At 66.2% G+C, this 17,472-nt stretch carries 19 protein-coding genes and 1 pseudogene; 5 read left to right on the top strand and 15 right to left on the bottom strand.

The features are described 5' to 3' along the window. Positions 1 to 145 precede the first annotated feature (145 nt). The 3 genes from VF592_RS01890 to VF592_RS01880 form a co-directional block, all read right to left on the bottom strand. Entirely contained in the window at positions 146 to 757 is a 612-nt protein-coding gene (locus VF592_RS01890; protein WP_331003906.1) for an OmpA family protein, read from the bottom strand. Then, positions 754 to 1,362: a hypothetical protein gene (locus tag VF592_RS01885; RefSeq protein ID WP_331003905.1), complete on the bottom strand. Its 609-nt coding sequence runs from the start codon at positions 1,360 to 1,362 to the stop codon at positions 754 to 756. The genes VF592_RS01890 and VF592_RS01885 overlap by 4 nt, the downstream gene beginning before the upstream one ends. A 155-nt stretch (positions 1,363 to 1,517) precedes the next feature. Continuing rightward, the gene (locus VF592_RS01880; protein WP_331003904.1) at positions 1,518 to 1,943 is read right to left on the bottom strand and encodes a DUF805 domain-containing protein; all 426 of its coding nucleotides are present in this window, start codon (positions 1,941 to 1,943) and stop codon (positions 1,518 to 1,520) included. A 354-nt stretch (positions 1,944 to 2,297) separates the two neighbouring features. On the opposite strand from VF592_RS01880, the gene VF592_RS01875 reads away from it, so the two are divergent. Next, a complete protein-coding gene (locus VF592_RS01875; protein WP_331003903.1) occupies positions 2,298 to 2,699 on the top strand; it encodes a BLUF domain-containing protein in 402 nt (133 codons plus the stop codon). An 83-nt stretch (positions 2,700 to 2,782) separates the two neighbouring features. Then, on the top strand, positions 2,783 to 3,844 hold the full coding sequence (locus VF592_RS01870) for an NAD(P)H-binding protein (RefSeq protein WP_331003902.1): 1,062 nt from the start codon (positions 2,783 to 2,785) through the stop codon (positions 3,842 to 3,844). 117 nt (positions 3,845 to 3,961) lie between these two features. Here the strand turns inward: VF592_RS01870 and VF592_RS14320 are convergent. From VF592_RS14320 to VF592_RS01845, 4 genes and pseudogenes are all read right to left on the bottom strand, one after another. Continuing rightward, positions 3,962 to 4,677, bottom strand: a pseudogene (locus tag VF592_RS14320) (IS6 family transposase). A gap of 228 nt (positions 4,678 to 4,905) precedes the next feature. After that, positions 4,906 to 5,148 carry a hypothetical protein gene (locus VF592_RS01855; RefSeq protein WP_331003899.1) on the bottom strand — a complete coding sequence of 81 codons (243 nt, stop codon included), beginning with the start codon at positions 5,146 to 5,148 and terminating at the stop codon, positions 4,906 to 4,908. Positions 5,149 to 5,162: 14 nt separating this feature from the next. Continuing rightward, entirely contained in the window at positions 5,163 to 7,070 is a 1,908-nt protein-coding gene (locus tag VF592_RS01850) for a peptidase M61 (protein WP_331003898.1), read from the bottom strand. Beyond that, positions 7,067 to 9,166: a family 1 glycosylhydrolase gene (locus VF592_RS01845; protein ID WP_331003897.1), complete on the bottom strand. Its 2,100-nt coding sequence runs from the start codon at positions 9,164 to 9,166 to the stop codon at positions 7,067 to 7,069. Before VF592_RS01845 ends, VF592_RS01850 begins: the two co-directional genes overlap by 4 nt. A 192-nt stretch (positions 9,167 to 9,358) precedes the next feature. On the opposite strand from VF592_RS01845, the gene VF592_RS01840 reads away from it, so the two are divergent. Both VF592_RS01840 and VF592_RS01835 read left to right on the top strand, forming a co-directional pair. Beyond that, positions 9,359 to 10,114, top strand: a complete 756-nt coding sequence (locus tag VF592_RS01840; protein WP_331003896.1) for a Crp/Fnr family transcriptional regulator — start codon at positions 9,359 to 9,361, stop codon at positions 10,112 to 10,114. Between the two features lie 621 nt (positions 10,115 to 10,735). Then, positions 10,736 to 10,960: a hypothetical protein gene (locus VF592_RS01835; RefSeq protein WP_331003895.1), complete on the top strand. Its 225-nt coding sequence runs from the start codon at positions 10,736 to 10,738 to the stop codon at positions 10,958 to 10,960. Between the two features lie 57 nt (positions 10,961 to 11,017). Here VF592_RS01835 and VF592_RS01830 read toward each other — a convergent pair whose 3' ends face one another. After that, positions 11,018 to 11,158 carry a hypothetical protein gene (locus VF592_RS01830; RefSeq protein ID WP_331003894.1) on the bottom strand — a complete coding sequence of 47 codons (141 nt, stop codon included), beginning with the start codon at positions 11,156 to 11,158 and terminating at the stop codon, positions 11,018 to 11,020. Continuing rightward, on the bottom strand, positions 11,155 to 11,409 hold the full coding sequence (locus VF592_RS01825; RefSeq protein WP_331003893.1) for a helix-turn-helix domain-containing protein: 255 nt from the start codon (positions 11,407 to 11,409) through the stop codon (positions 11,155 to 11,157). Before VF592_RS01825 ends, VF592_RS01830 begins: the two co-directional genes overlap by 4 nt. Before the next feature lie 549 nt (positions 11,410 to 11,958). Between VF592_RS01825 and VF592_RS01820 the strand changes: the two genes are divergently transcribed. Continuing rightward, positions 11,959 to 12,789, top strand: coding sequence for a ferredoxin--NADP reductase (locus VF592_RS01820; protein ID WP_414714130.1), 831 nt, complete (start codon positions 11,959 to 11,961; stop codon positions 12,787 to 12,789). Between the two features lie 231 nt (positions 12,790 to 13,020). Here the strand turns inward: VF592_RS01820 and VF592_RS01815 are convergent, their stop codons facing one another. The 6 genes from VF592_RS01815 to VF592_RS01790 form a co-directional block, all read right to left on the bottom strand. Beyond that, positions 13,021 to 14,019, bottom strand: a complete 999-nt coding sequence (locus VF592_RS01815; RefSeq protein ID WP_331003891.1) for a sensor domain-containing diguanylate cyclase — start codon at positions 14,017 to 14,019, stop codon at positions 13,021 to 13,023. Then, entirely contained in the window at positions 14,012 to 14,251 is a 240-nt protein-coding gene (locus VF592_RS01810) for a hypothetical protein (protein ID WP_331003890.1), read from the bottom strand. The genes VF592_RS01815 and VF592_RS01810 overlap by 8 nt, the downstream gene beginning before the upstream one ends. A 436-nt stretch (positions 14,252 to 14,687) precedes the next feature. Beyond that, positions 14,688 to 15,431: a TorF family putative porin gene (locus VF592_RS01805; protein WP_331003889.1), complete on the bottom strand. Its 744-nt coding sequence runs from the start codon at positions 15,429 to 15,431 to the stop codon at positions 14,688 to 14,690. Then, positions 15,428 to 15,880, bottom strand: a complete 453-nt coding sequence (locus tag VF592_RS01800; RefSeq protein WP_331003888.1) for a hypothetical protein — start codon at positions 15,878 to 15,880, stop codon at positions 15,428 to 15,430. Before VF592_RS01800 ends, VF592_RS01805 begins: the two co-directional genes overlap by 4 nt. A gap of 460 nt (positions 15,881 to 16,340) precedes the next feature. Further along, a complete protein-coding gene (locus VF592_RS01795) occupies positions 16,341 to 16,595 on the bottom strand; it encodes a hypothetical protein (protein WP_331003887.1) in 255 nt (84 codons plus the stop codon). Between the two features lie 45 nt (positions 16,596 to 16,640). Continuing rightward, a protein-coding gene (locus VF592_RS01790; RefSeq protein WP_414714128.1) for an IS5 family transposase occupies positions 16,641 to 17,392 on the bottom strand; the annotation gives its coding sequence in 2 pieces (ribosomal slippage) (positions 16,641 to 17,072 and positions 17,075 to 17,392; 750 coding nt in all). Between the last annotated feature and the right edge of the window lie 80 nt (positions 17,393 to 17,472).

The following is a 17,472-nucleotide window of genomic DNA, read 5'->3' as shown; positions in this document are numbered from 1 at the left end:
TGTCACGTAGGCCCGCGGAGCGTCACAAGGCGGGCCGACACGTCGACCAACCCTGATCTCACGGACACATCCGCCGACGCAACAGCACCGACGTGCCACCTCGACCGTCCATTCGAGCACCGGTCTGACCTTCTGGCCAACCGCCCTAACGCGGTATGGCGATGGTCACCCGCCGGTTCCTCGCCCGGCCCGCCTCGTCGTCCGTGCCGTCAGGCGCGGTGTTCGCGGCGACCGGTTCGGACTCGCCAAGACCCTCCGACTTGAGCCGTTCGCCGGGCACGCGGCCGGGGCCCGACAGCCAGGTCACGACGGCCCTCGCCCGGTCGCGCGACAGCTTGTCGTTGTACGCCTCGTCGCCCTTCGCGTCCGTATGACCCGCCACCGTCACGGTGCCGGTGCCGCCTTGAAGGATCAGCTCAGCCGCGGTGGCGAGCTTGCCGGGCGCTTCGGTCGACAAGGAAGCGGAGTCGAAGTCGAACAGGACATCGGCCGCGATATCGACGATCGTCTCCGTGTCGGTCCGTCGCACGTCGAACCCGGAGATGCTGCCTCGAAGCCCGCTGACCGATCCGGAAAGCGCCTGGCCGCCGGACGTCATCTGTGGGGCGATGCTCGAAGCGACCGGTCGATCCCGGTCGGACCGGGCGCCCGAAGCCGGCATCCGGGCCTGGTCGGCACCGTTCTCCGCCCGGCCGGTCGCGCCGTCCGAGCAGGCGACCAGGGCCAGCCCGCAGAACGGGACCAGGCGCCCCTTCATTGTTGCCGGCTCACCGGAACCCCGTCGAACGGCCCGACCTTGGGGATGTTCACCGACACCGTCGGGCTGGTCGCGGGCGGCGCTGGGAACTTCATCCAGACGATCGCGGTCTCGCCCTTCTGCGCCGAAGGCCGGATGTTCTTGGTCACGAACAGCGGGGCGGCGAGCCAGGCGCCGGACTGATCCTTGAGAATGCCGTATCGCTGCGACGTGGCATCGTCGATGACGCTCACCTCCTCGGCGGGGAAATAGTCGCTGAACGACTCGTCGCCCGGCGCGATATAGGCGAGTTGCACGGTGAGGATGTCGCCGGTCACGGCCGCGCGGGTCAGGTCCACACGCACTCCATCCGGCCCTTGCTGGGTCTGGATCGGTGGCGCGACGGGTGCGGGTGCCGAAGCGGGCTGCGCGGTGTCGCGGACCACCGATCCGGTTGTCGAAGCCGGATCGACGGCGATCGGCGTCGCGTCGCCCGTCGCTGCGTCGGAGTTCTCGTTCGGCCCGGCTTGCCCGCACGAGGCCAGCAGCACCGATGCGACAAGCATCGGTGTGAGGCTCAATCCGGGGCGAGCGGAAGTGACGAGGTCTAGAGCGCGAGTGCGCATCGGTGAAGTCCTTTCAGAAGGGTTCGTGGACTGGGTGCGCGTCAGGCTTCGAGCCGAGAATGTCCTGGGTTGACCGTTTAGGCGAGTGCGAAGCCCCGCGCCACGGGTGCGCGATGAGGCGGCCTTGGATCCGACGGGGGAAGCCACCAACATCATCACCCTTGAAGCCGCGGGGCAGCCGAGGCCGCCTTGGGATCGCCCCCGAAGCGGTTGACCCCCTTTTTGCCGGGGAGAGCCATCACGACCAGATGCGCCAGCGCGACGATCGTGTCGATGGCCGGTATCGCCGCGCCGATCACGAGGGCGAGCACCCACCAGCCGCTCAGCCCGAGGTCGTGCAACCGCCGCGTCGTGACGGCCATCAGGGGAACGACGAGCGGGAGAAGGGCGAACCCCGCCCAGATCGTAAACCTCGACGCCATTTCCCCCTGGGACCGGAATGACCCCGATGCGGCGATCATCGCGATCCCGGCCGTCGCGATCGCGATCAAGCACAGAACCACGAACCACCAATATTCGCGACGTCGGGAACGGCCCTGGAAGTCGGCATAGCGGCGCAGCGGCAGCAGCATCCAGCTCATCACATTCCCTCAACGCACTTACCCAACCAGCTAGAGCCTGCTTATCGGGCCGCGCAAGCGCTTACATGGCACGAGGAGCGGAAGATCGGATCAGGGCCTCACGCGAGTACGTCATGCGCTCACGTCGCTCCTCTCGGTCGAGCCGATGACGCACTGGCCATGCTGATGTACCCGGCGATCGGCAGATAGCCGACTTCCCCCGCCCCTCGAAAGCGACGTCCCGCCTCCGGACGTCAGGGTCAAGCGGCGCATTACCGGTTGGGGGGCCGGCATCATCCGAGAAGAGCCCCACAGAGGAGTGCTGGCCCGTGCTCTCCGAATGGCCTAGCGTCCGGGCCGAACGGAGCCGCGACCATGATCACGCAATTGATTTATATGTCGGAGCCGTTCGGCTACGACAGCGCCGTACTTTCAGCGATCCTGGCGACCGCGCGCCGTAACAACGCGCGTCACGGGATCACCGGCGCGCTGATCTGCCGCCACGATGTCTATCTCCAGCTGATTGAAGGCGACGCGGCGGCGATCGACCAGCTGTTCGCGCGCATTTCGGTCGACGACCGGCACCTTGCGGTGACCCTGCTCAATCGCGCGGAGGTTGCCGGCCGCGTCCTTCCCGATTGGGCGATGCTGCATGACCCCGCGCGCTCCTGGCTCTGGTCATCCGCTGAGGTCGGCCGTGGCGCGATACGGCAGGCAACCCCGGCGGCGCTCCAGCAGGTGTTCGCACGCGCCGCCGTCGAGGCATCGACCGCCTGATCGGCCCCGCTAAACAAGCTCTTGCGCGCGACTGTCGGGTTGGCGAGGCTGGCGGTCACACGGTCGAGGGCAGATCGGACTTTATGACGGGCAACCACATAGTCGGTCCAGACGCGATTGCCCCGGCGGCACCCGACCTGCTCACTGCGAAGTCGCGCAGACGACGGATATGCGTGCTGGGAGCCACAGGCACCATTGGTCGTGCGACGACCGCCGCACTCGTGGGGCGTGGCTACGAAGTCGTCTGTTTCGTCCGACCTCGCGCCGGAGTCGGTGGCTCCCTGACCCCGGCCGGCGCCCGGCGGCTGCTCGATGGTGCTACCGTCAAGCTGGTGCATATCGCCGATCCGGTGTCGCTCGCCCGCGACGGGTTCGACGGCGAACGCTTCGATGCGGTGATATCCTGCATGGCCTCGCGGACCGGTGCGCCGAAAGACACCTGGGCGATCGATTATCGCGCCCATCTGAACGCGCTGCGAGCGACGCAGCAGGCAGGCGTCAGCCACTTCGTCATGTTGTCCGCCATCTGCGTCCAGAAACCTTTGCTCGCTTTTCAAAGCGCCAAACTGGCGTTCGAGGCGGCGCTGATCGGCTCGGGCCTGCGCTACTCGATCGTGCGCCCCACCGCATTCTTCAAATCTCTGTCCGGTCAGATCGAACGCGTGAGCAAGGGCCGCCCCTTCTTGGTGTTCGGGGATGGAACGCTGACGGCCTGCAAGCCCATCAGCGACCGCGATCTGGCCGAGTTCATCGCCTGTTGCCTGGAGGACGAGAGCAGATGGGATCGGATCCTGCCGATCGGCGGGCCGGGAGAAGCGATCACCCCTCGTCAGCAGGGGGAAATGCTGTTCGCCTTATCGGGCCGCCCCGCCCGTTTCCGCTCCGTCCCGGTGGCGCTGTTGGATGTCATCGCCCAAAGCTTGGGAACGCTTGGGCGGATCGCCCCATCGCTGGCGGAAAAGGCCGAACTTGCCCGCATCGGCCGCTATTACGCGACGGAGTCCATGCTGGCGATCAACCCGTGCACAGGACGGTACGACGCGGCCGCCACGCCCTCGACGGGCACGGATACCCTGTTCGACTTCTACCGATCCGTCCTTGCCGGGGCCCTCGCGCCGGAACGGGGTGACCATGCAATATTCTGAAGCGCCAGTTGCGATCAAAATCAGGCTTTCATCAGGTGAAATCTCGCGGTTCAGGCGCTGTCAGTCTAACGCGAGTCGCTCTCTGCAGGATGCACTCAGGTCTTTCAGCGCGGCGGCCTAGCTCGCGAGGATCTGCCACTTAGTCAGGGCGGCGGAGGGTCGTTCTCGGTAGATCTGGCGGTCGGTGAGGTGGCGTTCGAGGTTGAAGTGGTTGTGGACGTTGGCATGGACGGAGGCGAGCTTCTGTAGAGAGTTCATCCGCCTGAACCGCTGCATGGCCCGCTCTCGTCGTCGAAACGGCAGGTGCGAGTTCTCCACCCGGTTGTCGGCCCAGCGGCCCACCTCCTGCTTCTCCCGGTTGCCTAACTCGTTCATGGCAGCGCCATAGGAGCGCAGCCCGTCGGTGGTGATCGCCTCAGGGCTGCCATGGCGCTTCAGCGCCTTCTTCATGACCGGAGTGCCGCGTCCTTGTCCCGGGTCTTCGTGACGTAGCTCTCGAGCACCTCGCCCTCGTGGTCGACTGCTCGCCACAGGTAGACCATCTCGCCACCGAGCTTCACGTACATCTCGTCCAGGTGCCACCGCCGATGCCGGAAGCCTCGCATGCGGCTAACCCGCTGGCGGCGTACCTCGCCTGCGAACATGGGCCCGAACCTGTTCCACCACAGCCTGACCGTCTCGTGGCAGATGTCGATCCCGCGCTCGAACAGCAGGTCCTCGACGTTCCTGAGCGACAGCAGGAAGCGTACGTACATCATCACCACGAGCCGGATCACCTCCGGCGACGAGTTGAAATAGCGGAACGGACTGGCAGGCTTGCGCGGGCGAGGCATGCCGACCCCCTACCCTGCCCGGCCCCGATCGCCATCCGGTGCGTTTGGTCTGATAGTGCCGTCCGCTTTCGTAGCTGCGGCTGCGGCTTCGACCCCGAGCCGGCCGCTCGGGATCTTAGACTCAGGCCTCGCTAATCACCGCCGCTACAACCCGCTCTCGCAGGTCCATCGAATAAGGTCGCGCCATGGCTGACCTCCAAGCGGCCGGGTGTCCGCCCGGCCCTGCGACTACCGCCCCAGGTCCGACACCCCGCGTGTCGCCAGCTCCCATTTGCACCGGTCGCCCAACCCCGGCGTGGCGTCCATGCCCGCCAACCCGTGCACGGGGCTGACCGAGCACGGCACGGCGGGGATGTAGATCGCGCGCCCGCACCAGTCGCACATCGTGTGGCCGTCATCGGTCGGGGGCGTCGTCCGGGGCAGGGGAACGACCGACGCGGTGTTCCGATCTTGTGCAAGATCACGATTCATCGGTGTGAGGACGTTCATGCCGCGAGCGGAGCCAGGATCGCACCCAGATAGTCAGGCTCGGCCGCTACCCGCTCCAGATGCGGATGGCGTAGCCCGTCATGATAGGGGATCGCGACCGTCCGAACGCTCCGGCCCTTGGCGACCGTCAGTTCGACGGGCTCGCCGTCCACGGCCGCCGCGACCGCGTGCTCGACCTCGCCAGGGGCGAACGCCCTGCCGTTCACCGCGACGATCCTCGTGCCCACGGTCAGCGCGGCGTGAAAGGCGGGGCCGTCCCACATCACGTCGGTCAGCACACCCTCGGGATCGAAGGTCAGCCCGACCGAATAGCTGAGATCGGTGCGGGCGAAGGCCGATTGCGAGCCGATCTCGAACGCGCTGGGATGATCGCGGTAGATGAGCCGGTATCCGCCCCGCTCGATCCCTGCGAGCGGCGCCCCCCGATGGGTGTCGGTCAGCCGTTCGTGGAACATCGCGGCCCAGTCGAACGGCGCGATCACCGCGAGGGCGTCTACCACGTCGTCGAAGACATAGGTCCGGGTCGCCCAGCCGCCGTCATGATGTCCGAAGAAGTCGCGCGCGAAATCGTCCAGCGACCGCGCCCCGTCCGTCAGCTGACGCAGCCGCGTATCGACGTCGAGCCAGACCAGGGCGCCTTCCGAATAATAATCCTCGCTGCGCTGCCAGCTGGCCCAGGGCAGTGGCGCGCGCGCGGCGATGATCGGATCGCGCGTGGTGTCGATGGTCGGGCGCCAGCGGCTGCCGGGGCGCACGTCGTAGCGCGCGGCGGTCTGCGCTAGAGCGCCCAAGGTCTGCTCCACGCTCCACAGCTCTGCGCGGGCGCACAGGACCTGGCTCCAATATTGGGTCTGGCCTTCATAGACCCACATCAGGCTGTTGCGGATCGGCTTCTCGAAACAGGGCGTCCAGGAGTCCGCGCCGCGCCGGTGCTTGCCGTTCCAACTATGGACATATTCATGGGGAATGGTGTCGCGCCGGACGAAGCTGGCGTCCCAGTCCGCGAAATAAGCGGGCGTACTGACCGCGTCGCAGGACCGGTGATGCTCGACGCCGATGCTGGTCATCTCATCGCTGAGCGCCAGCAATATCTCGTAACGGTCGAAGTGCCGCGCGCGGAACAGCCGGTCGGCTTGCACGACCAGCGCGCGGTGCGGCTCGATCTGCTCGGGCGTGGCCTCCAGCAGGCGCGGCTGGTCGGCGACGATGTTGAGGCTCACCGTCCCGCTCTCGTCCAGCGCGACGCGGCGGAGATGGCGCCCCGCCAGGACGGGCGAGTCGACCAGCACGTCGAGCGGTGTCGTCGCGAACCGCCAGCACGCGCCGTCCCGCCCGGCCCCTTCCAGCGCGCAGGCCATCTCCCAATCGTCCGGCAGCGTCACGCTGGCGTCGACCGCGATCCGACGCGCGAAGTGACCCGCCGGATAGAGCAGCACCGTGTTCCATTGCAGCGCCAGCATGTCCGGCGTGGCGATCACCCGGCCCTGCGCCGGATCGGTCGGCGACAGGAACTGGAACTCCAGCTCGATCCGGTCCGCACCGTCCGGCACGTCGACATGAAAGGCGTTGACCGTGACGGGGTGGCGCTTCCACGTCAGCGTCTCGCCGCGCGCGCGGACCACCAGCCCGGCGAACAGCTCGATCGGCGCCTGCGGCGCGTGAAAGCCGGGCAGCCATTTCGGATAAAGCAACATGATCGGCCCGGCGCGTTCGACGGGAATGACCTCGCGCACGCGGTAGATGCCACGCAGCACGTCCGTGGCGTCGACCGCGAGCGAGATCGTTCCGGGATAGTCCTCGTCGCGCGGCTCGGGCACCCCGGCCGGTTCGGGCAGGGGCTGCGGCGCGACCGCGTCGGGATCGCCGCGACCGGCCATAGCGCCATCATCGTTCCTGGGGGTCATTCCGCCGCCTCCAGCATATAAGCGTGATCGGCATTGGCACGGTCGGCGCGGCACCGGCGGCGATCATGGACAAACCGCTCGATCATCGACACCAGCGGCGGCAGATAGGACTGGACCGGGCGGCCCGCCCCGATCCTGATGAAACTGCCCTTGTCGACGATGGCGCAGGGTTGGTGTCCCGCCACGGTCGCTATCAGCCGCGCGACATCGGCCAGCGACCAATCCTCCTCCGCCACGAAATGGACGGTGCCGGTCAGGCCGTCGAGCAGCAGGTCGAGCACCCCGTCGACCAGGGTGGGCGCATAGACGCCCGTCCAGCGGGGCCAGGCTTCCACGCGAAGCCGGTCGCCGCGACGCAACAGGTCGAGCTCGTCGAGCAGCCGTACCGCCCTGGCCTCCTCGTCGGCGGCGTCGAAGACCGGCCCGGTCTCGACGACGAGCATATCGCGCGGGCTGTCGGGGACCGGCACGCGCTCCGTCTCGGGGTCGTGGGGGTGCAGGATCGCACCGACGATGCCGAGCGTACGGCACGACCGGGCCAGCGCTTCCTGCGTCACATCACCGGCTGCCAGACGAAGGTCGAGAACCGCCCAGGGGTGAAGCGCCGCCAATTGGCCTTCTCCGCCATCGACCAGCGCGTGATGGAGCCCGCGCGCCTCGCACGCCGCGACCGCCACCCGCGTCAGCAGCGGATCGCCATCGACGATCGCCAGCGGACGTGGCTGCGGCTTCAATCCGGGCCCGGCCGTCACCGCGAAACCATGAGCGGGCTCATGCCAGGCGTGCCGTTCGGGATGCCACCAGCCGGGAACGTCCAGGCCGGGCCCGCTCGGCCGCTCGCCCCGCGCCAGATCGGCCAGCACCCGCGCCATCAGCGTCGGCCGTGGCACGCCGCCGCGGATGTCGAACACGCCGGGCTCGTAATGGCCGGCGGCTTCGGTCACCATCCGGTTCCAGTCATGCGCTCCCAGCAGCGACCAGGCAGTGACCGACCGCACGTCCACCCCCTCGCGCCGCAGCGCCTCCGCCTTGTCCCAGACATCGATGAACCAGCGCGCCTGCTCCTCGCGGGTGGAGCCGTTATGGCATTCGGTGATGGCGATGGGCAGGCGATAGCGCTCCCAGGTCTGTTGAACGAGCTCGCTCAGGCCCAGCACCTGGCCGGGCAGGTTGCGCGCGGCGTCGACATCGACATGCGCGATGCCCTCGCACTCGCCGAGCTCGCGATCCGCCAAGCCGCGCGCGCCGTGCAGCTCGATCCGGTGGTCCAGCAGCCGCTCGCTCGAGAGATAATGGTTGATACCGATCACGTCGGGCGGACACGGATCGTCGGCGATCGCGCGGAGCCGGGCTTCGAGCCCGAAGTCGACCAGCCGGTCCCACAGCGCGTGGCCGGGCGTCACCGTCCCGCACAACAGGTCCCACCCCATCCACCGCCGCTCGTTCTGATACGCCGCTTCGCGCAGCAGCGGCGCGGTGGCGTGGCAATAGCCCAGATCGTCGGTCTGGATCAGCCGCGCCTGCGGGTTGATCCGGCGGATCGCCCGCATCGCCAGCCGCGTCGCGTCGGTCTCGTTCAGCAGCGCGCGCCAGAACGCTTCCTCGTCGCGGTGATGCGGATACCAGAAGCCGTACAGCGCGCTGAACCGGGCGGTCGTGAGCGGCTCGTTGACCGGGGTATAATCGGTCACCCAGGGGTAGCGCTCCGCCACGGCGGCGGCATGGCGCGCGAGTCCGGGAGCGAAGCCGTCGTCGAGCAACGAGGTGTAATGCGGCCCGCTGCCGTGGTGGCACAGGGTCAGGATCGGCTCCATGCCGAGCCGGGCGATCTCGGCCAGCCGCTCGTCGGTCCAGGCGAAGTCGCGCTGATCCGCGCGACCGGGCGAGATACGCTCCCACAGCGCCGGATAACGGAGCCGCCGGATGCCGAGATCGGCGAAGAGCTTCAGGTCTTCCGGCCGTTCGTCATGACCGCTGCGTTGCGTCTGATCGAACCAGGCGCCGTGGACGCGGTTCACCGTGCATTCGTGCCCGCCCCAAAGCTCCATGAGCCCTACGCGCGGGTCGAGGTCGGCGAAAGGCTCGGCGAGCGACACTTCTATTCTCCTCCGTCGAAGCACATGCTTGAGGGGCGATGAACAGCGCGCGGCACCCATAGTTGCGGACCGGAGGACGTTGTAAACATGCGTTAATACGAATTTCCGCGGGCCGCGCGGGCGGCAATCGTCGGAGAGGTCGCGGCGTCGATCCGGGCGGGCGCCGGTTGCGGGCGATCATGCCCGTGGCGTATGGCCGACCTCTCCACCCGCAGCACGGACCGCAGCATGATCGAACGCCATCTGGCCAAGCTCCGCGCCCGCGACGAAGTGAGCCTGGACGAGGAGGCGGCGATCCGCGCCGCCATCGCCGAGTATCGCGACTATCCCGCCGATTACCGCTTCATCCGCGCGCGCGCGGAACTGGACCACAGCACGCTGATCATCGAGGGCTGGGCGTGCCGATACAAGGACGTGCGCAGCGGGCAGCGGCAGATTACCGAACTGCACGTCGCAGGTGACTTTGCGGACCTGCACAGCTTCACGCTCAAGCACCTGGACCACGACGTGATGACGCTCACGCCGACGCGCGTCGCGATCGTGCCACACGACGCGCTGCGCACGATCACCGAACGCTTCCCGCACCTGACGCGGCTCTACTGGTTCAACACCAATCTGGATGCGGCTATCCACCGGGAATGGGAATTGTCGCTGGGCCGCCGCACCGCATTGGCGCGATTGGCGAACCTGATCTGCGAGCTTGGCGTCCGGCTCGGGATTGTCGGGCTGACGGATGAGGACGGGTTCGATCTGCCGCTGACCCAGACCGATCTCGCGGACTGTCTCGGGCTGACGAACATTCATGTCAACCGCATGTTGAAGGAGCTGCGCGAGCAGGGCATGGTCGAGGTCCAGGCGGGCCGGGTGACTATCTTCGACACCGCGAAGCTGCGTCACGTCGCCGAGTTCGACCCGACCTATCTCTATCTAGACCGACGAAGCCGCTGAGCGTCGCTTCGATTCAGGCCGAGGCCGCGCCGTGTACCATGTCGGACCTGCCGCGGGAATATTCCGAAGCGCACGATTTCGGGAGCGAGCAGCCCGAAGTGGCGCCGTCGACGCAAATGCACCGGGCGAAATTCCCTGTTCATCAATGTCACGCTCAGCACGATGACCTTCCACGAATATCGCCAAGCCGTTACCGGGCACGACAAATCCGATGCTGGTCGCATCTATGCGCCGCCGGTACGTGCTCCGGGCGAGAAACCGCAGGGGTGATAGAATTTACGGGCGACATCTTGCCGCGGGACCGCACCGAATGAAGTAGAGGGTGGCGGCTAGCACGGGGGGCGATAGCTTGGAAACCGACAGCCTGGAGTCCGCTCGGAAAAGGCCTAACTCATGTTCTAAACAGGGCTGTGGCATTCACCTATCGAGGGTTCGAACAGGACCAAGAAACGAGATGTCGGGATTGAACGAACGCCCATTGGCGGCACTGATCAGGAAGCTGCAGGCACTATCCCCGCTGGACGACGACGACATCTCAGCCATCAATGCCCTGCCCGTCAGGCAGGAACCCGCACGCTCCGGCATGCATCTGGTCAGGGACGGCGCGCGCGTACTGGACTGGTGCCTGATGACTGCGACGCCCGGCTGGTCTTCCGGGGCGATCGCCTGGCAGCCATCATTTCGCAACTTGGCGACCTGCACAATGGGCTCACGGAGCGGTGGTTTGTGGAAGCGGTGTTCGAGGACGTTCCGATGCCGAAACCGGGGCCTTTCAGCGCGTTGGCGGAGATCGAAGCCTGGATCGGTCCAGCGCGCAGGACAGCCGCGAACAACAACGAACGCTGAGCCGCAGCACCGCTGTCCTTATTGTCGCGGCTTGTCTTGGTCGCTCGAGTGCCGAGCCTATGGCTCGCCGGCCATCTTCAAGTAGCCCTCGGCGAGCACATAATGCGCCTTGACGGCATTCGGGTGGCACGCGCGCTGCGCAAGCTCCAACTGCGCCGCGGCACGTTGCTCGAAATAGGTCGGGTCATGATCGCTCATCGTGCAGAAACCTTCATGGTTTGGCTTTGGTAGGAGTGGGACCCGGCTGCGCGCCGCTCGCCTAAGTGACCGAAGTTGAAGTCCTCGGCCGCGATTGTTTGTTGCCAGTCGGATATGGCAACGCGCCGTCCGCGACGCGTCACTGTGCCATGGGCCTTCAGGATCTGGAGCATGCGACTGACGTGGACGGGCGTCAGCCCGGTCGCGTCCGCGCTGGACGTCGTGCTAGCCGACGCCGACCTTGCCCGCATTGACGAGGTGCTGCCGCCCGGCGCAGGGCACCCGCTACCCGCAGGCCTCGATGGCGAGCATCGACCGACGGGCTGCCGGAGACCTGATCGAAAACCGCCCGGCGCTGTCGCGATGGCATCCCGACTGGAAGGATGCGTTCGCGCACTTCATGCAAGAACGATCGGACGCTGCTCGCCGGAGCAGCCGAATTTCAACGGCGGACCAGACCCAGAGTCGGTCATCCAGCGCGGCTCGGCTAGATTTCTGAACCGGAAACTCGTTCATCAACTCAGCGGCGGGTGCTGGGCAACTATCTTGGTCATGAAACAACATTCGCGGCATTCAGGTGTCGGCGGCTGCCCCGACCGCCTCAGTTAACCGGGTCAGATCATCGTCGCCCGTGCACCAAGAGGAGACGCGATTCCGGAACGCGGACCGTCACCTCAGGCGACAAGTTGGAGTAGCGGAACGATGAAGCAGGGTTTCGCAGGCGGGGCATCCGATCGCCCCACTGCGGATGACAGCCGGTGGGTTTGATTTGACAGCACCCGCCCTACACCGGATGCCCTATGCGAGCGCGAAAGGGCCGTCTTCTGACTGACCAAAGCATCGAGACGGTAGCCCAGGCCAAAGGCCTGTACGTCGCGCGCGTGACCTGGGTCCATCACTGGACGGCCGAGCTGTTCAGCTTCCGCGTGGAGCGCCCGCAGAGCTTCCGCTTCCAGTCGGGCGAGTTCGTCATGATCGGGCTGGTCGGCCCGGACGGCCGCCCCGTGATGCGCGCCTACTCGCTCGCCAGCCCGGCCTGGGAGGAGCATCTGGAGTTCTTCTCGGTCAAAGTGGCGGACGGCGCGCTCACCTCGCGGCTTCAGCATCTGGAGGTCGGCGACAGCATCCTCCTCGGCCGCAAGCCGACTGGCACGCTGATGGTGGACGCGCTGGAGCCGGGCGAGCGGCTGATCATGGTCGGCACCGGCACAGGTCTCGCGCCCTTCCTGTCGGTGCTGCGCGATCCCGACACGCACGAGCGCTTCGCCCATATCGTCGTCAGCCACACCGTGCGCCACCAGCAGGAGCTCGCCTACCGGGCATTCCTGGAGGAGGAGATCAGGACCGACGAGATCTTCGGCGAGCTGCTCCGCGACCGCTTTACCTACTATCCCACCGTCACGCGCGGCGAGTTCCACCGCAAGGGCCGGATCACCGACCGCATCCGCGAAGGCCTGTTCCGCGATGACCTAGGCCTGGCGATCGAGGCGCGGGCGACCTCGCGCTTCATGATCTGCGGCTCGATCGCCTTCAACAAGGAGATGGTGGATATCCTGTCCGGCTGGGGCCTGACCGAGGGCACCCGGTCGCATCCCGGCCAGTACGTCGTCGAGCGGGCGTTCGTCAGTTAGGACCCACAATCCGCCATTCGCGTCGATCATTTTACTGGCGGGAACCAGACATCCGTTCATTTCGCTTGGTTCACGGTTCGGACGCACGTGACTGGCGAGTCGTACAGCGCAGAATGGTTAAAGCGGAGCTAGGCGTCCTCAGACGCATGCAAAATCAGCCGTCAGCCGAGCTGTCCGCTCGCCCGCGTTACGGCTAGCCCATTTGAATCGATACGGGCGGCGCTTGCCCCGTCAGGCTGACCGTAAGACCGGCTCTGCCAAGCGCGTGCAGTTCCTGCCATTTGCCTTCGCCGCGTAGAGCATCGTGTCGGCGGCCTCGAGCCAAGCGGGAACCGAACTGATGAGCGGCGTCAGCAACGCGATCCCGAAGCTGGCGGTCACATGCAGCGCGCTGCCGTCGGGCAGGTGCATCGGCTGATCGGCGATGGCCTGGCGCAACCGCTCCGCCACGACCAGCGCCTCATCACCGCCCGTTTCGGGAAGAAGAATTGCGAACTCCTCACCGCCCAGCCGACCCAACACGTCACTTGGCCGCAGCGTGGCCCCAGCGATCTCCGAGATCTTGTGGAGCACCTGATCGCCGACACCGTGGCCGTGGGCGTCGTTGACCGACTTGAAATGATCCACGTCGAGCATTACCAGCGAACTCGTCCGGCCATAGCGCTGGGATCGGGCGAGCTCGCGCTCTGCTTGCTCGACGAAGCCTCGCCGGGTCAGCGCGCCCGTTAGATGATCCACCTGAGCAATTATCCGCAGCTCGAGTTCGTCGCAGACGATATTGGCAAAGTTGCTGAGGATCGCGATGTCGGCGGGGCTAAACCGCCGGGCGCGCGTATCCATCGCGCATAGAGACCCTATATTGTAACCCTCTGGCGTGCGCAGCGGGACGCCAGCGTAGCTGCGAATGTGCGGCGGGCCGACGACGAGCGGGCTGGCGGCGAAGCGGGGATCGCTGTGCGCGTCTTCGACGATCAGCGGTTCGCGTTGTCTAATGGTGTGCGTACAGAACGAGATCGCACGCGGCGTTTCTGACGCGTCGACCCCGCGTCGCGCCTTGAACCATTGACGGTCGCGGTCGACTAGCGTCACCGTTGCGATCGGTACCGCCAGTACGGTTCGAACCAGCGTCACGATCTTTTCGAACGGCTCCTCGACCGCGGTGTCGAGCACGTTCAGCCGGCGCAATGCGGATATTCGTCCTTCGTCGTCATGCAACAGAATATCATCCATGACGCGGATCCTTCCCCATTGCGCGAATTGCAGTGGTCAACTCGTCTGCATAGCTATCCACAAGCATGCGAACGCTGGTCTCGATCATGTCCTCCTGGAGTCCCGCGGCCTGCAAGCTTGCGATCAGCGCCGCTAGATGGGCCTGATGGCGGTTCACGCTGCCCAGCAGCTCGGCCGGGATCTCGAGCGGTGCGGCGGCGGTGGGGAGAGGACGCAATTGGTCGATACGCACGGGTGATCCTTTGCGACGCCGGTAAAACGCAGAGCGTAGGGCTCAACGGTTAAGATGGAGAAAACTCCTGGCCAAGTGCTCGCGCAGAACACACCGGCATTGATGTCCCTCGAGCCGTCTACCGACCGAGCCATTGCGAAGGCGGCTTGGGCGGCGCTTCTAGGCGGACCAAGCTTCAGGAGTCTCCGAAAGCTCTAATCCTTGGCCGCTCGGCCCGCAGTTCCCCTTATTCCGCGAGCTACAATTCGGCATCTCAGCCTGACCGCTTACGAACGGCAAGACTCACAAACAGCCACTCTCCAACCCTCGGTCGCTTCCCAAAAATGGTTGTCTGTTCATCTGGATTTCGAAGCAGATTTTCAAGACCATCCCTACACGTTTGGGCCACGCCCAGTGATGCCGACCCGTTCTGCTTTTGACGAGCGCGCGGTCTGAGCTACAGCTCCAGCCTTGCCCGGCCTATGATCCGATCGCCCGCATGGCGCGCGTCGGCGAAAGGTACCTCGGTATCAGTGCGGCTTACGTCGGTGCCGATATAATCGACAGCGAGCGTGAGCGGGCCGCGTCGCCGTTCGACGCCAATTCGCCAGTTCGCATAGGCGCCGCCGGGCCGCAGACGCTGCGAGCGAAGCGGGTCGTCTACGCTGCCCGACGAGTGGCCTAGATCGGCAATAACGGTGAGAGGCGTACCTGGAATGCCAGCGTTAGCGCTCGCATGGATAAAAAGGTTACTGCCGCCGATCGCATCTTGCGGCGGAGCAAACGTCACTCCGCCGATCAACTGCACTGGACCGTAAGTGAAGCTGCCGGATGTGCCGAGCTCGAAATAGTCCATCTTGCCGCGCGCGCCGGTAAACAGATGGACCGTCGCGGCAGGGCGGAGCCGCATGGCTCCCAGGTCCCACTCCGCGCCGATCGCAACGTCCGCCACCGCATCGGCGTTGCCGTGTCGCGTGGACCCGCGGAGCGTCACGAGGCGGGCCGACGCGTCGACTGGCCCTGATCTCACGGCCACATCCGCCGACCCCACAGCACGCCCGCGACTCCAGCTAAGTCCGCGCCGCGCCTCCTCACTTGCCGCCTCAACCCCTGCGGCCATTGAGCTTTGCGCGAGCACCGGCGTGACCACGGCCGCGGTGCTCAGAAGCGTTATTGCGATGCTCCAAGCGGAGAGGGTCATCCGGCGCGGGTCACACCGTGGAGCCGATCGAGTTCTGCACGTAGAACATCGTGGTCCTCCCGCGCGACAGCCACGATGTGACGGTTCAGATCCTGCACCCGAGCGGCGACTTCCTTGGCGATGGCGGAGCGCTGCGTACCGCACCACCCTGCCCGGCTGCCGGACGCGATCCCATCGCGAGCTATCGTACGCGTCATCATTGCCCCAGACGTAGCCTGCGCCTGCCGGTCGACGATCACGTTGGCTGACCATAAGCAGCGCAGCGTTGTAGGCTTACCGGCCGGTGCCGCCGTCCCGACCTGCCTATGACTGACCGCGACGGCCCCGCGATAACGGACGTCGACCGATCCACTATGGTGATCCAGGCGCGTCGAATGTTTGATCTCCGCTGCGGGCGCCGCCGCGGTGTTGAGGCCTAGGATCAGTCCGGCCGCGAGGATATAGCTCATCATCATCTCCTTTCTGCACTCCGGTCTATGCTGACCGGTGACACTCCCGCTAGCACCGCGGCCGTACCTATGAACGTCGTAGGATCAATCCCTTAGTCGCGATCAGCCCTGGCGCTTGCACGTCCGCATTGCTCGTATTTCAACGCGCAAACGGCGCAGATGGTGTCACGCGATGTTAGCGTCGCGTAGCTCACGAGAGGCGCACCGGTGCGAGCGGCCGGAGCGCTCAGCATGTTGGCGTGAACCGACGGCCCACAAGCGGTCGTTCAGCGCAGCCCATTTGGCTCCCCAACTTCGGCCGTTGGTTCATATATACCGTGCGACCAAAATTGAGCCCTTCGATCCGCCAATCAGACAGCGCCGCAGAGCGGCAAGCGAGCCGACGGTTTCTGGAAGAGGCAACGCGCGAGAGCCGCCGCCGGGCGTCAGCACCGTTCGGCTGTGACGCTTGGGAGCCGCTTCAGGGCACGACCGCATAGAACAAGAACGCGGCGAACACGCTTAGGTGGACAACACCCTGGAGCACGGTCGTACGTCCCGTGCCGAGCGTGATCACCGACACGAGCAGCGTAAGCGCGAGCAGGACGCTCTCTTTCGGCCCCAGCCCGAGCTGGAGCGGTTGACCGAACAGGATCGACACGACTGCAACCGTAGGGACGGTGAGCCCGATGCTGGCGAGTGCCGAGCCGAGCGCCAGGTTCATGCTCGTCTGCAAGCGGTCAAGCTGCGCGGCCCGGTACGGATTAGGCTCCAGACTCGTTCACAGCCAGAACGCGAGCGCGGTGGCGAGCGCCACGCCTGACAGGAAGTTGGCCGCGAGCTTGTCGTAGCGGGTCGCGACGCGGCGGAAGTCCTTGAGGCGGCAGAACGCGTTCTCGATCAGGTGCCGGCCTTTGTAGCGTTCATGGTCGTAGCGGACTTTACGCTTGCGGCTGGAGCGGCCCGGGATGACGGGCACGGCTCCGGCCTGGCGTAGCGCGCGGCGGAGCGGGTCGGCGTCGTAGCCCTTGTCCCCAAGCACGTAGCGAGCCCTGCCCATGCGGGCCAGCAGCTCGGGCGCGGCGGTCACGTCGGCGACGTTGCCGGGTGTGAGCATCAGCGCGAACGGACGGCCGACGACGTCGGTGAGGGCGTGGATCTTGGTTGTCCAGCCGCCGCGCGAGCGACCGATCGCCTGCGCTTTAGCCCCCTTTTACCCCCGAACGCGGCCCGCTGGGCCTTCACGTACGTGCTGTCGATCGCGGTGCTCTTCGTGACCGCGCCCGCGTCGACCAAGGCGTCGAGCAGCCTCAGCCAAAAGCCGCGCGCCGACCACCTGTTGAACCGATTATAGACCGTGGTCGCCGGGCCGTAGTCGGCCGGGCAGTCGCACCAGCGGCCCCCGCTCTTGAGCATGTGGAAGATGCCCGAGATCACGCGGCGGTCGTCGACCCGCCTCGCTCCGGGCTGGTTCTTGGGCAGATGCGGCTCGATCGCCGCCCAGGCCTCGTCCGACAACCAGAACAGCGCCATGCTCACCTCCGTCGCCCCCGCGTCCGTGGTGAATCAGAAAACCGCGCCCGCCTCAACCCGCTGATTGGGTTTTGACCCTA

It is taken from the genome of Sphingomonas sp., assembly GCF_036388435.1.
Classification (GTDB): Bacteria; Pseudomonadota; Alphaproteobacteria; order Sphingomonadales; family Sphingomonadaceae; genus Sphingomonas.
This window is presented reverse-complemented; position numbering and strand designations above follow the sequence as displayed.

Excerpts from the sequence above, each read along its gene's own strand:
- VF592_RS01840 (WP_331003896.1), top strand. The coding sequence starts at position 9,359 with ATGGCCGACCTCTCCACCCGCAGCACGGACCGCAGCATGATCGAACGC.
- VF592_RS01850 (WP_331003898.1), bottom strand. The coding sequence starts at position 7,070 with ATGACCCCCAGGAACGATGATGGCGCTATGGCCGGTCGCGGCGATCCC.
- VF592_RS01800 (WP_331003888.1), bottom strand. The coding sequence starts at position 15,880 with ATGAGCTATATCCTCGCGGCCGGACTGATCCTAGGCCTCAACACCGCG.
- VF592_RS01825 (WP_331003893.1), bottom strand. The coding sequence starts at position 11,409 with ATGCGGGCAAGGTCGGCGTCGGCTAGCACGACGTCCAGCGCGGACGCG.
- VF592_RS01880 (WP_331003904.1), bottom strand. The coding sequence starts at position 1,943 with ATGAGCTGGATGCTGCTGCCGCTGCGCCGCTATGCCGACTTCCAGGGC.
- VF592_RS01885 (WP_331003905.1), bottom strand. The coding sequence starts at position 1,362 with ATGCGCACTCGCGCTCTAGACCTCGTCACTTCCGCTCGCCCCGGATTG.
- VF592_RS01805 (WP_331003889.1), bottom strand. The coding sequence starts at position 15,431 with ATGACCCTCTCCGCTTGGAGCATCGCAATAACGCTTCTGAGCACCGCG.
- VF592_RS01855 (WP_331003899.1), bottom strand. The coding sequence starts at position 5,148 with ATGAATCGTGATCTTGCACAAGATCGGAACACCGCGTCGGTCGTTCCC.
- VF592_RS01830 (WP_331003894.1), bottom strand. The coding sequence starts at position 11,158 with ATGAGCGATCATGACCCGACCTATTTCGAGCAACGTGCCGCGGCGCAG.
- VF592_RS01890 (WP_331003906.1), bottom strand. The coding sequence starts at position 757 with ATGAAGGGGCGCCTGGTCCCGTTCTGCGGGCTGGCCCTGGTCGCCTGC.
- VF592_RS01815 (WP_331003891.1), bottom strand. The coding sequence starts at position 14,019 with ATGGATGATATTCTGTTGCATGACGACGAAGGACGAATATCCGCATTG.
- VF592_RS01875 (WP_331003903.1), top strand. The coding sequence starts at position 2,298 with ATGATCACGCAATTGATTTATATGTCGGAGCCGTTCGGCTACGACAGC.
- VF592_RS01820 (WP_414714130.1), top strand. The coding sequence starts at position 11,959 with ATGCGAGCGCGAAAGGGCCGTCTTCTGACTGACCAAAGCATCGAGACG.
- VF592_RS01870 (WP_331003902.1), top strand. The coding sequence starts at position 2,783 with ATGACGGGCAACCACATAGTCGGTCCAGACGCGATTGCCCCGGCGGCA.